This is a genomic window from Rothia uropygioeca (assembly GCF_004136585.1).
In the GTDB taxonomy this organism is placed as follows: domain Bacteria; phylum Actinomycetota; class Actinomycetes; order Actinomycetales; family Micrococcaceae; genus Rothia.
Genome location: NZ_NOIR01000001.1, coordinates 1 through 12,714, shown reverse-complemented (window position 1 = coordinate 12,714; position 12,714 = coordinate 1). Strand labels below are relative to the sequence as shown.

Below are 12,714 nucleotides of genomic sequence, written 5' to 3'. Positions count from 1 at the left end.
AACTAGGGCCAGGACCTCGGAGAACTCCTACGGTGGCGAGGGCTCAAACGCCCGCGCCGGCACCCATAGGATCCTCACAAGGTCCTGGCCCTAGTGGGAACGTCCGGAAGCTTAGCTCCGGGCCTTCTCCAGGTCGTATTCGTGGTTGAGGTCGGCGACGTGTTCGCGGGCCTCGGGCTTGGACTCCGCCGAGGGTGTCGAGCCCCACAGTGGCCGACCGTTGCTCTCTGGGGTGAAGTAGACCGCGACCAGCCCGATCACTCCCGCTCCCATGAGGTAGTAGGCGGGCCACATCAGGTTCCCAGAACTGCCGACCAACCAGTTCATGACGGTCGAAGTCGTTCCGCCGAACAGAGAGATCGAAATGTTGAACGCAATCGACAAGGCGCCCGCACGTACCAGGGTCGGGAACAGCGAAGGCAGTGTCGAGGGCATCGTGGCACTGAAGCAAATGAGGCTCAGCCCCATGATGATCAGGCCGACCAGAACCGTCAGGTCACTGTGCCCGCGGATCAGAAGTACCGACGGGATCGAGAGCACGATCAATGCGAGCGAACCGGCTACGATGACAGCCTTACGGCCCACCCGGTCCGAGAGCTTGCCCAGCATCGGAATGGTGACCAGCAGGATCGCCATGACGATGATCTGAAGGATCTGCGAGGTGAGCTCAGAGACACCGCCGCTGCCCTGGATCTCCTTGACGGAGTCGAAGTACGTGGGAATGTACGAGGTCAGCATGTAGTTGGTGATGTTCCACGCGAGAACCAGGCCGACGCAGAGGAGCATCGATGGCCACAACCTGAAAATGTTCTTGAACTCGTGGCCCTTCTGGCCCTCTTCCTTGTTGGACTTTCCGGTCTTCTCCGCTTCCTTCTCGAGCTGAAGGTAGGCGGGAGTGTCCGCGAGCTTGGAACGAAGGTAAACGCCGATGAAGCCGAGTGGAAGTGCGACGAAGAACGGCAGGCGCCAGCCCCAACTGAGCATCTGGTCGTCAGTCAGCACGCCGGTCATGACGGTCGCGATTGTCGCGCCGAGGAGGTAGCCGGCAAACGTGCCGACCTCAAGGAGCGAGCCGAAGAATCCACGGCGCCGGTCGGGAGCGTACTCGGCGATGAACGTCATCGCGTTTCCGTACTCACCACCCGTGGAAAAGCCCTGCAACAGGCGGCACGCGAGGAGCAAGAAGGGGGCCCACAGGCCCACGGTGGCGTAGCCGGGCAAGACGCCGATGGCGAAGGTTCCCAGGGCCATCATGATCATGGTCATGGCCAAAACCTTGTTGCGGCCGATTTTGTCCGACAGCGGACCGAAAACCATGCCTCCGATCGGGCGGACCAAGAAGGCCACGGCGAACAGTGCCGCCGTGATGACCTTGCCGATCGCGCCGTCAAGATCGGGGAGGAAGACCTTCTCGATAGTGACCTGGAGGTACGCGTAGACGCCGAAGTCGTACCACTCGGTGATGTTGCCGATGGCGGCCGCTCCGATAGCGCGCTTAATGATATTCGGCTTGGTGACCGTGACTTCGTCGACGCTCCAGCGCCGACGAACGTTCTCGGGTCCAAACATGTCTTACAACCTTCCATAAAGGGCAATTGCCCTGGCTCAAGGTGCGTAGCCGGGCTCAAAATTGAATGCTGATAGCCGACACTACAACGCATTGGAACGCTATGTACCAGGTGCACGTCGCCAATCCGAGGCTCGGAAGTCCTTTGCCTCCCCTTCTTATCTGGTGACGCTACAGCAGATAAGAGACCACGCATGTGGCGCCAGCCACTGATCAGCGTGCTTGTTATCTGTGTGCAAACTCATCCAAATTTTCCTCTTGGGCCACCCTGAGATGCAAGAGCATCAAGAATTCACCCAAAATATATTCCCATGCGATGTGATCTGGGTCTAGTCTCGTGCCTGTAACCGACGTACCCGTCACAAGGAGCACACCATGGCAGGGAAATTCGAGATCTACGAGGACAAGGCCGGCAAATTCCGCTTTCGTCTGAAGGCTGGCAATGGCGAAGTCGTCGCATCGGGCCAGGGGTACGAATCCCTCGCCTCGGTCAAGAAGGGGGTTGCGGCCGTGCAGCGTGCTGCCGAAGGCGCGACCGTGACCCACCTCGACAAGGAAGAGTGAGACAACTTGGTCCACGCGTCCCGATGGTGGGGCCCGATAGGCCGTGCCATCGGGATCCTGTCGTGATCAACGATCGCCGCAATATTCGTCAACCCGTTCACCTGCAGGCCTGCGCTCACTAAGATCAAGGTGTGCCTGAGGCTGGCTCGGGCACACCGCGTCGGAAAGCAGGTGGCCCAGGGTGACCGATTGGGATCCGAGTATCTGGTTCCGAGCCGTCGACGTTTCGGCGGTCCTTGCAAATGGCCTCCTGGGTGGCGCGCTCGCGCGAGCGTTCAGGTTCGACGTCGTCGGGTTCGCGATGCTTGCCATCGTCACCGGCATGGGCGGAGGCTTGATCCGTGATGTGCTCCTGAATACCGGATTCCCGATAGCGTTGACGGACGGCGGATACTGGATTGCGGCAATAGTGGCCTCGATCCTTGCGTACACGATTGATCTCGGCGCCAGGTGGGCAGATCGTGCCCTGATCGTTGTCGATTTCATTGGCATGGGTTGTTGGGCCGCCACGGGTACATCCAAATCCCTCATGCTCGGTCTGCACTGGATTCCTTCTGTGATGCTCGGGGTCACTACTGCAGTGGGCGGAGGGGTGATTCGTGACGTCATGGTCAACCGCATCCCCTCCATATTCGGCGGCAGCTCCCTCTATGCGACGATTGCACTCTTCGGCGGCCTAGAAATGGCGTTTTTCTCGGAAGTCCTGCATCGTCCCAACTTGGGAATGCTCGTGTCCATTCTGACGTGCGGCACGGTGGGAATCCTGGCCCGATGGCGTAACTGGCGCCTTCCGGAGCCCATCGAGCTCAAGGTTCCTCGCCCGCGACTCAGCTTCTCGTTTGCCTCTCACCCCCGCCGCTCGCAACGACTGGAAGGCTGGACACCCGGTCAGCCTCTGACGGAGAACCTAGACGCCATCACGGAGGAGCAGGTCCGGGCTCATCGGGAAAAGAAGAGGCGCCATTTCAGGCGTCGTCAATGATCTGGCACAAGGCTTGGCCGCACGACCGAACCCGATGATTCGAGCGAGCGCCCGCGCCAACGATGCCGATTCCGACTCCTCGGAATGGCACTGAGGCGTCCCACCCGTGACGCGCGCACGTCTCGTGCTCCTGCCCATGAGTAGCATGGCCGAAAAGAGTAACTTACGTCATAGGCAGGGGATATGGACGCAGACGTCATCGTCGTCGGGGCGGGGCTGGCGGGCTTGGTTGCCGCCGCGGAAATTGCTGATACCGGGCACAACGTCATTGTGTTGGATCAGGAACCCGAGCAATCCCTAGGAGGTCAGGCGTACTGGTCATTGGGCGGGCTGTTCTTCGTCGATTCACCTGAACAACGACGAATGGGCATCAAGGACTCTCTTCAGCTGGCCCGTCAGGATTGGATGGGGTCGGCGCAATTCGACCGAGACAGCGATTATTGGCCCAAGCAGTGGGCCGAGTCCTATCTCGATTTCGCCGCGGGGGAGAAAAGAGCATGGTTGCGGCAGATGGGTCACCGCGTCATCCCAGTTATCGGCTGGGCGGAACGGGGAGATGGACGAGCCGAAGGTCATGGAAATTCCGTACCCCGTTTCCACATCACCTGGGGGACTGGCCCCGGCCTCCTCGCCCTTTTCGAACGCCGTTGTCGCGACCATGTCCGGTCGGGAAAGCTTCGCTTTGCTTTCAGGCACCGTGTCGACGAACTGGTGGTGACCAACGGGGAAGTTGCCGGTGTTCGAGGCTCCGAACTCGCCCCTGACCTCACGCGTCGAGGCGCGCCGAGCAATCGCGACGTCGTTGCCGATTTCGAGCTCACGGCCCAAGCGGTCATCGTGACGGCCGGGGGTATCGGAGCCAACCACGATCTGGTGCGCAAGAATTGGCCCACGCGGCTCGGAACGCCGCCGAAGCACATGGTGTCCGGGGTTCCGGCCTATGTGGACGGCCGGATGCTCGGCATCGCACAGGCTGCGGGAGCCAATGTCATCAATTCCGACCGTATGTGGCATTACGTGGAGGGCATTCGCAACTGGAGCCCTATCTGGGAAAACCATGGAATTCGTATTCTTCCCGGACCGTCGAGCCTCTGGCTCGATTCCGAGGGTAAGCGCTTGCCCGGCCCTTATTATCCCGGGTGCGACACCTTGGGAACGCTCGGACACCTCCGGCGCAACGGACATGAGTACAGCTGGTTCGTGCTGACACAGAAGATTATCCAGAAAGAGTTCGCTCTCTCCGGATCGGAGCAGAACCCGGACCTGACCGGCAAGGACATCAAGCTTCTTGTCTCGCGCATCGGAGCCAAAACGGCACCTGGGCCGGTTGAGGACTTCAAACGGTATGGCGAGGACTTCGTCGTCGCCGATTCACTCGAGGAACTCGTGGAAGGAATGAACCGAGTGGGGGACCCCGGAAAGTGGGTCGACGTCGATTACCTTCGCGTGCTGATGGAGGACCGAGACCGGGAGCTGGTGAACCCTTACGGCAAGGACGCCCAGCTGACGATGATGCGTTCCCATCGCAAACACCGCGGAGACAGAATTCTCCGGACCGCTGTTCCCCATCGGCTCCTGGATCCCAAGAACGGCCCCCTGATTGCCGTTCGCCTCAATATCCTGACCCGTAAGACGCTGGGTGGTCTCGAAACTGACTTACGGGGGCGGTGTCTGCTCGCTGACGGCTCCCCGATGCCCGGGCTGTATGCCGCTGGCGAGGTCAACGGATTCGGGGGCGGCGGCATGATGGGGTACAACGCGCTGGAAGGAACGTTCTTGGGAGGCTGTCTGTTCTCGGGGAGGGTTGCCGGGAGGGCGGCCGCTTCCGCCGTCTCGTAACCCCTCGGCATCTGCCGATAGTCCCTTAGTCCGGCTTTTGAGGCATTACTTATCGACGAAGACGCCGCGAGAGCGGTCCTTGGAGACGGCCCCGGCCTCGAAGATCCGGCCGCTCATCGAGATGTAGACACCGGGTTCCAAGAGCTGTGCGCTCGCGACGGCGGCGCCCACGTTAAAAGGAGCGTCGGTCAGTCGCATGCAGGACGGTTGCATGGCCCCGGTCAGGACGATCGTCTTGCCTTCGATGGCCGCCGGGCTTCGCCGGAGATAGTCAGCGGTTTCGGGCATCGTGTCGGTCCCGTGAGTGATCACGATCCTGCGCTCCTGGGCGTCCGCCAAGGCTTCGACGAGTTGATCCCGGTGCTCGTCGGTCATGTCCAAGCTGTCGATCGCGACCACCGGGCGAATTTCGGTCTCCACATTGGTGGCCGCTTGATCAAGGATGGCCCCGATCGTGGGCTTGTCGATCTCGAGCTCTCCCGCAACGGAATAGAACTTATCGATCGTTCCGCCGGTGGTCAGCACGAGGACTTTTTCCGAATGGCTGGGTACGGGCACGGTAGCTCCTAGGATCTGTTGTTGATGGTCGCTCGGCCTGGCACGGAACAGTGACGTGATCAGCTTATCCGGGAGCCGAACCGGCGGCGACACCGAGGCTCGCGCATGGTGTGCAACACATTGAGCACGTCAATCCCAAAAAATCTTCGGACCAGCTGATAAGTTCACTCACCGTCTGCCGGAGGCAGCGTGCAATGTCCCCTCAACCTCCTTCTGATAAGGGGAAACGGTGGAATTGTCCGGCTTCCCCGGGGCATAGGAAAAGGTCGTCGGAGTCTCCGCGGAGGCATGCTGCAGGCTTCAGGACCGGTTGCGCACCTGAGCCAAGAGAGTACAGTGGCACCCGTTTGTCGAAAAGAAAGCGTACTTATGAGTGATTCTCAATCAGCTAAATCACCTTCACTAACCGCTGACGATGTCCACGTAGTCGACCAGGCCGAGATGAAAAAGGCGCTCCGAGCGACCCTCCTGGGGAACTTCATGGAGTGGTTCGACATTGGCGTGTTCGCCTACGTGATGACCTACATCGCGTTGGTGTTTTTCCCGTTGCCCGCTCCGTGGGATAGCTTGGCCACTTTCGCAACACTCGCGGTGACCTTCCTGGTTCGCCCGCTGGGTGGCCTGATTCTCGGTCCGATCGGTGACAAGATCGGTCGACGTAAGGTTCTGGCCTTCACGATCCTCATGATGTCCCTGGGCACCTTCTTGATCGGTTGCCTCCCGGGCTACTCGACCATTGGCGTCTTTGCGCCCATTCTTCTGGTCCTGCTCAAGTTCGTGCAGGGTTTTTCCACCGGCGGCGAGTATGCCGGTGCCGCAACTTTCATCGCCGAGTACGCCTCCGACCGGCGTCGTGGCTTCTGGGGCTCCTTCCTGGACTTCGGCTCCTACCTCGGTTTCGCCGCGGCCGCCACGCTCGCGACCGTCATCGAGGTCGTCGGTGGCGAACAGTTCATGACGGACTGGGGCTGGCGCATCTGTTTCTGGGTAGCGCTTCCCTTGGGCCTTGTGGGCCTGTACATGCGTAGCCATATCCAGGAGTCTCACGCCTTCGAGGCGCAGATGGACGCCCAGGACGAGGAGGCCAAGCAGGAGGAGAAGTCCATCAAGGACGAGCTTCTCGAGGTCGTCCGCGGACATTGGCCGCACCTGCTGATCGGTTCGGCAATGGTCATGTGCGCCCAGGTCGTCGGCTATGCCGTGACCACGTACATGCCCGAGTACCTCTCCGACGTCTTGGGATACGACACCCTGCACGGCAATGCCCTGTTGGTGCCGGTTCTGATTATCGTTTCGGTCAGCCTGCCGCTGTTCGGGGCCATCTCGGACCGTGTGGGGCGTCGTCCTGTCATGTTGACCGGATGCGTGATCGGCGTGATCGGGTCGATTCCGGCCTTCGCGTTGATGACCATGGGCCACACCTGGTCCACGTTCCTCGGTCTTTTGATCATGGGCATCATTATGATGTTCCAGGTTTCGATTCAGGCATCGGCGCTACCTTCGCTATTCCCCACCAAGGTTCGCTACACCGCGATGGGCATCATGTTCAACCTTGCGGTCGCCATCTTCGGCGGTACCACGGGCTTCGTGATCACCGCGTTGCAGAACATCTTCAATTCCGATCTCATGGGCGCGTACTACATCATGTTCGCCTGCATCGTGGGCGCCATCGGCGTTTACTTCATGAAGGAAACCTCGGGGCACAACCTGCACGGATCCATGCCGGCGGTTGAGGAAGAGTACGAGGTGTCCGAGGTCATCGAGAACATCGAAGAGAACGACAAGTACGACCTCTCAACCATGCCGATCGACATCGTGGATGATCCTCGAGCCGATAAAGAAGGGGCTCACTGATGATCCGTGAATCTTCTGTCTGATCCGGTGCGCTGAGAAGAACACTCGGAAAACGGGGCCGACCTCGCTGAGGTCGGCCCCGTTTTTCTGCGTGTTCGGCCTTCTATCGGGTCGTGGAAGCCTCGAACCGCGTCATCCTGGCGTGACGACGCCGCCTGAACCCTCTATTGCGACGACCCCGAGGTTCTGCGCTGGCTCTCCTTCTCGAGCGCTTTGACGAGTTCGTCTTTGTTCATATTGGAACGACCGTCGATGCCGAGTTCCTGAGCCTTGTTGTACAGGTGTTCCTTGGATGCGTTGGCGTCCACACCCCCGGCCGTTTCGCCCATGCCGCGCCGCGAGGACTCCGCGCGTTCGTCGGAGTCGCCGTACTGCTTCTTCTCCTGCCACTTGTCGCCGACCTTCTCGTGCGTGTGCTTGAGCTGCGCATAAGCGGTTTGGGCGGCGCGCCGGGCATCGCCGTATTGGTCCATCGCCGAATCGTAAGTCTCAGCAAATGTATCCTGGGCTTTTTGATCCGACTTCTTGATGGTGTCCGGAAGTTCGCTCCGGATCGGTTGTCCATTCTGATTGGTCTTGGGCATGATTAGCTCCTTTGCTGATTCTTGCGTGGTTTGTGAGGCGGCAGCAGCTCCAGGACCCCTGGGATTTCGTGAACATCCTTCGATGCGAAACCGTCTCGCACGAATCCGGCCCAGACTGCGCGAAGGGCGCGACCGGCTTCGTCGAAAGCTTCCGGATCGTAGGTTGCCATCATGGTCGGGCCGGTGACTCCGGCGCCTGCATTCTCCTCGCTCTCCGTCCAGGCCGTGCCGGGGAACAGCAGTGGCAACTCGGAGACATGACAACAGGAGAGGGCTTCGTCCGGCTTTCCGAAGACGAAACGGTAGAGTCCGGCCTGGCCCCCGGCGTTGGCCAGGCGTTGAGTCCATATCGCATTGTCAGCGGCGTAAATCAGCTGCGTGGTCGCGCGGACCACGGGTTCGACGAGGCCTTTCCTGCCCCAGCGAAGCCCCATCAGGAATTTCAGGGGTGGCACCCTGCCGGTGAAGAGAGCCGATTCGCGAGCCGTTGTGCCCATGAGGACGTCGACCTTTCCCGCAAGTTGTTTCCAGCGGCCTTTGAGGTCCCGTTCTTGCGGCAGCGGGCGTTGCCCGTACCGCGACGAAAAGGGCATGAGAGACGCACGGCCGCGGAGTGCGGCTTTCCGGTTAATAACCGATTCGGCCTCCGCCAATTCCGTGGTCGTGGCCTGCCGCATGCGCCCGGTTTTCTCCGGCCCGGGGGTGATGGCGCTCCATGCGCGCCGTCGTCCGTGCACGATTCCTAGGGGCGCGCTCTGCGGGATCGCGCGCTTGATCATGCCCTGGATCTCGGGAACCATCAACAGGTCCCAGCATGCGTGGCCACCGGCGGACTGCCCCGCGATCGTGATGCGCTCCGGGTCTCCACCGAATGCCTCGATGTTTCTGTGCACCCATTTGACGGCCTCGACCTGGTCCAACAGGCCGGGGTTGGCCTCGCGCGTCCGGCCGTCGCCGAGGTATCCGAAGAGGCCCAAACGGTAGGTTACGTTCACGACCACGAGGTCCTGTTCCTGGACCATGACCGTGGGGTCGTAATGGGGCAGATCCCCCGCGCCGCCGATATACGAGCCGCCGTGGATCCAGATCATGACGGGCAATCCTGAGCGGCGATTTTCCGGCCTGGTGATGCTCAGTCGTTGGCAGTGCTCGTCAAAACCGAGCCTCTGCGTTTCCACATCGGTTTCTTCACATCTCTGAGGGCACGCCGGGGACGGCGTATCTGCGGTGAATGGCTCGTTGTAGACGTAGGGGATCGGCGCTCCGAAGCGTTCGGCTCGAGCGTATCGAATGCCCCATGCCTTCACGACGCCGCCCACACGGGTGGTGAGGAACGTTCCTGCCGGTGAACTCACTGAATCCCACGGTCCGGGGAGGTTCTCCCCAGCTTGGGCCGATGGCTGTTCGGCCTTCCGAGTGAGGGGGAGAGCAGTTCCGTTGCTGGTATCCGTCATGCTTTCGAGTCTAGGACGTGTAGCTAGGAAGCAACACAGAGAAGGCCGTGCCATCACCTGATATTCGAGCGGGTCGAGGAGCGGCGGAAAAGTCGTTCAGAAAATACTGACCGATCGGTCGCTTAAATCAGATACGATCCGGTATTGTCGAGCTTCATGAGTTATAGATCACACTCGCCCGAAGGGGTCACAAGCTCCAGTCAGATGGTCGATCAGCCGAACAACAGCCTCAAATCGCGTCACCTCGTGATGATGGCCCTGGGCTCGGCAATCGGCACCGGTTTATTCGTCGGCACCGGTTCCGCTATCAAAGCCGCAGGCCCGGCCGTCATTATTTCCTATCTCGTAGGCTGTCTGCTCCTGGTCCTGGTGATGAGGGCGTTGGGGGAGATGGCTGCGGCGGATCCTGCTTCCGGTTCCTTCTCGACCTATGCAGGCAAAGCGTTAGGTCCCACCGCTGGCCGGGCGCTCGGATGGTTGTGGTGGTTTCAAATGGTCATCGTCGTGGCCGCAGAGTCGACGGCGGCCGCTCAGATCGTCAACGAAGCCTGGCCCGTGCTTCCGCAGTGGGTTCTCGCTTTGGTCTTCATGTGCGTCTTCACTGTCGTGAACTTGCTGCACGTGGAAACCCTAGGGGAAACGGAATTCTGGTTCGCGCTGCTGAAGGTCCTTGCCGTGGTGGCCTTCTTGGTGGTGGGGGTGCTGATGCTCATCAACGTTCTTCCGGTTCCTTCCCCCGGCACAAGCAATCTGACCGATCACGGCGGCTTCATGCCGCATGGAGTTTCCGGAGTGGCCGCGGCCCTGCTCGTCGTGATCTTCGCATTCGGCGGCACGGAGCTGGCGACCATTGCGGCCGCAGAGACGAGCGAACCCGCAAAGAATGTCACCCGCGCGATTCGGACCATCCTGGTTCGCGTGCTGGTTTTCTATGTCGGGGCCGTCGCAGTGATGGTTCTGGTAATGCCCTGGGACGATGACAGCCTGTCCGCCAGTCCTTTCGTTGCGGTTCTCAACGTTGCGGGCTTGCCGGGAGCCGAAAACATCATGACAGTGATCATTGTGCTGGCGTTGCTTTCGGCACTCAACGCGAATATCTACGGCGGATCACGCATGCTCTATTCGTTGGCCCGGCGTGGTTCGGCTCCTCGCCGATTCGCGGCCATTACCGACAAAGGTGTCCCCTATCCGGCGGTGATCCTGTCAGTGATCGGCGGGTTCGTCGCGGTCGTCCTGAATTACCTGTGGCCCGAAGTCATCCTGAACATCATGCTCAATATCATTGGCTCCACGATCTTGGCGGTGTGGACCTTTGCGCTGATTTCGCAGATTATTCTGCGCAAGCGTGCGGACCGCGAGGGCCGCAAACTGCCTTTGAGGATGTGGGCATTTCCCTGGGCTTCGTATCTCGCTTTGGTTCTGGTAGCCGCAATCGTGGTTCTCGGGCTGACCGACCAGGAGGTCCGGATCCAACTGATCGCAACCACAATCCTCATCTGCGTGATCGCGATACTCACCAAGGTGCTCGTCCGGAACAAGGATGCTTCCGAGTTCAACGATCTGCCGCCGAACACTGCGGCGATTCAGAAGGTCGAGAATCGCGCCGGCGAGTAAAGGGGTCGGATTCGGCCACGACCGGCGAAGAGGCGGGTCGCGGCCGAATCATTATCGTGCGTCGGCCAGTCCCCACGCGTCGGCGAGGATCTCCATGGATCGCGACGATTCCGCAGTGGACGGAGACTGCAGGGAAATCATGAGCTCGTCCGCCTGAGCCACGTTGGCGAAGCGGTCGAGGTAGTCTTTGACCTCGTCGCCCGTGCCTTGGGCGGTGAATCGAAGCATCTCGATGATCTGCTGCCCCGCGGGAGAATGAACCAGCATGTCGAGCTCCGACTCCGTGAGCTGCCGCCCGCGACCGACCATGGATTCCACACGCTTCCTTTGGACCTGCCGGGTTTGCTCGGCCGCCTCCTCGCTCGTGTCGGCGGCGGTCACGTTGACTGCGGCGATGACGTACGGCTCGGAGAGGTGCTCGGAGGGTTGGAAATTCTGTCGGTACGTCGTCGTGGCTTGTTCGAGGGCCGCTGGGGCGAAGTGCGAGGCGAAGGAGTAGGGAAGCCCGAGTTGCGCGGCGAGCTGCGCTCCGAAGAGCGAGGAACCGAGAATGTAGAGCGGGACGTTGGTATTCCGTCCCGGGATCGCCTGAACCCCTTCAATCCGGGACTTGCCTTCGAGGTACCCCTGTAGCTCGACGACGTCGCTGGGGAAGCGCTCCGCATCCTGCGGGTCCCTTCGGAGCGCCTGAATCGTCTTCATGTCCGTGCCCGGGGCGCGGCCCAGACCCAGGTCGATGCGGTCCGGGTACAGCTCTGCGAGGGTCCCGAATTGTTCGGCGATGACCAGCGGAGAGTGATTGGGGAGCATGACTCCTCCCGAGCCCAGACGGATGCTCTCCGTCTGCGACGCGATGTGGGAGATCAGCACGGCCGGGGCGGCCGAGGAAATGTGCGGCATGTTGTGGTGCTCCGCGTACCAGATACGGGAGAAGCCCAAGTCTTCAGCCTTGCGTGCCATTTCCACGGAGCGCTTGAAGCTGTCATGAGGTGTCTCGCCGTCGTAGACGGTTGCGAAATCGATGAGGGACAGAGGGAGCACGGTCTTGCCTTTCGAAGTAGTTGATCTACATTGCCTAACGCTGCGGAACGCTATGGAATTCCGCGGGACCAGCTAGGAGGAAGAGATCCGATGCGGCCCCGGGGGCCGATGGTGATTCTGGGCCGTAGATGTGTGGTTCACCGTGGCTGTATGGGGGCTGGGGTCTACTTCCCCGTCATGCTGGGGTTGTGGGGGTGTGTGGCGTGTTTCACGTGGTTTCGAGTTGGTGTTGGTGTTTGTGGGTGTGTAAAGTCTTTTCTTGTCGCCGCGAGGCACGGGGGGACTTGTTCTGACAGGTTCTGCCGGTTCTGGTTCTTGGTGCGTGACCGTCTTGTGTTTTGTTTCCTGGTTTTCTTGCTGGGGTTCACTGTGTTCAGTGGCCTGGGTGGGGTTCGGGGGATGGGCTTCAGGGTTGGGGTTGCGGGCTGGTTTTGGTTCTGGTAGGTTAGAGAAGTTGCCGCAAAATTCTCGCGGTGGTGTCGACCGGCATTGGTCATGGCTCTTGTTTGGGGTTGTGGTGGGTGTGTGGTTTGTTGTTTGAGAACTCAATAGTGTGCTTTGTTTGAATGTTGTACCGAAGTTTTTATTTTTTGAATTCTTGTTGGTTTCAACATGACACGGCGGATGTTTGTGTCATCACCCCGTGATGATGGTCCG

At 60.3% G+C, this 12,714-nt stretch carries 10 protein-coding genes; 5 read left to right on the top strand and 5 right to left on the bottom strand.

Features of this window, described 5'->3' with window-relative positions:
- Nucleotides 1-111: 111 nt before the first annotated feature.
- Nucleotides 112-1,569, bottom strand: coding sequence for an MFS transporter (locus EWR20_RS00050; RefSeq protein ID WP_129358190.1), 1,458 nt, complete (start codon nucleotides 1,567-1,569; stop codon nucleotides 112-114).
- 373 nt (nucleotides 1,570-1,942) lie between these two features.
- Between EWR20_RS00050 and EWR20_RS00045 the strand changes: the two genes are divergently transcribed.
- From EWR20_RS00045 to EWR20_RS00035, 3 genes are all read left to right on the top strand, one after another.
- Nucleotides 1,943-2,131 carry a YegP family protein gene (locus EWR20_RS00045; RefSeq protein WP_129358189.1) on the top strand — a complete coding sequence of 63 codons (189 nt, stop codon included), beginning with the start codon at nucleotides 1,943-1,945 and terminating at the stop codon, nucleotides 2,129-2,131.
- A gap of 181 nt (nucleotides 2,132-2,312) precedes the next feature.
- The gene (locus tag EWR20_RS00040; protein ID WP_129358188.1) at nucleotides 2,313-3,113 is read left to right on the top strand and encodes a trimeric intracellular cation channel family protein; all 801 of its coding nucleotides are present in this window, start codon (nucleotides 2,313-2,315) and stop codon (nucleotides 3,111-3,113) included.
- A 183-nt stretch (nucleotides 3,114-3,296) separates the two neighbouring features.
- The gene (locus EWR20_RS00035) at nucleotides 3,297-4,952 is read left to right on the top strand and encodes an FAD-binding dehydrogenase (protein ID WP_129358187.1); all 1,656 of its coding nucleotides are present in this window, start codon (nucleotides 3,297-3,299) and stop codon (nucleotides 4,950-4,952) included.
- Nucleotides 4,953-4,997: 45 nt separating this feature from the next.
- On the opposite strand, the gene EWR20_RS00030 is transcribed toward EWR20_RS00035, so the two are convergent.
- Complete coding sequence (locus tag EWR20_RS00030) at nucleotides 4,998-5,510, bottom strand: asparaginase domain-containing protein (protein ID WP_129358186.1); 513 nt, start codon at nucleotides 5,508-5,510, stop codon at nucleotides 4,998-5,000.
- A 369-nt stretch (nucleotides 5,511-5,879) separates the two neighbouring features.
- Here EWR20_RS00030 and EWR20_RS00025 point away from each other — a divergent pair, with 369 nt between their 5' ends.
- Entirely contained in the window at nucleotides 5,880-7,364 is a 1,485-nt protein-coding gene (locus EWR20_RS00025) for an MFS transporter (protein ID WP_129358185.1), read from the top strand.
- Between the two features lie 164 nt (nucleotides 7,365-7,528).
- On the opposite strand, the gene EWR20_RS00020 is transcribed toward EWR20_RS00025, so the two are convergent.
- Both EWR20_RS00020 and EWR20_RS00015 read right to left on the bottom strand, forming a co-directional pair.
- Nucleotides 7,529-7,948, bottom strand: a complete 420-nt coding sequence (locus tag EWR20_RS00020; RefSeq protein WP_129358184.1) for a ChaB family protein — start codon at nucleotides 7,946-7,948, stop codon at nucleotides 7,529-7,531.
- 2 nt (nucleotides 7,949-7,950) lie between these two features.
- Nucleotides 7,951-9,402: a carboxylesterase family protein gene (locus EWR20_RS00015; protein ID WP_165000900.1), complete on the bottom strand. Its 1,452-nt coding sequence runs from the start codon at nucleotides 9,400-9,402 to the stop codon at nucleotides 7,951-7,953.
- 156 nt (nucleotides 9,403-9,558) lie between these two features.
- Between EWR20_RS00015 and EWR20_RS00010 the strand changes: the two genes are divergently transcribed.
- Nucleotides 9,559-11,016 carry an amino acid permease gene (locus EWR20_RS00010; RefSeq protein WP_129358182.1) on the top strand — a complete coding sequence of 486 codons (1,458 nt, stop codon included), beginning with the start codon at nucleotides 9,559-9,561 and terminating at the stop codon, nucleotides 11,014-11,016.
- A gap of 51 nt (nucleotides 11,017-11,067) precedes the next feature.
- On the opposite strand, the gene EWR20_RS00005 is transcribed toward EWR20_RS00010, so the two are convergent.
- Entirely contained in the window at nucleotides 11,068-12,057 is a 990-nt protein-coding gene (locus EWR20_RS00005) for an LLM class flavin-dependent oxidoreductase (RefSeq protein ID WP_129358181.1), read from the bottom strand.
- Nucleotides 12,058-12,714: the final 657 nt, after the last annotated feature.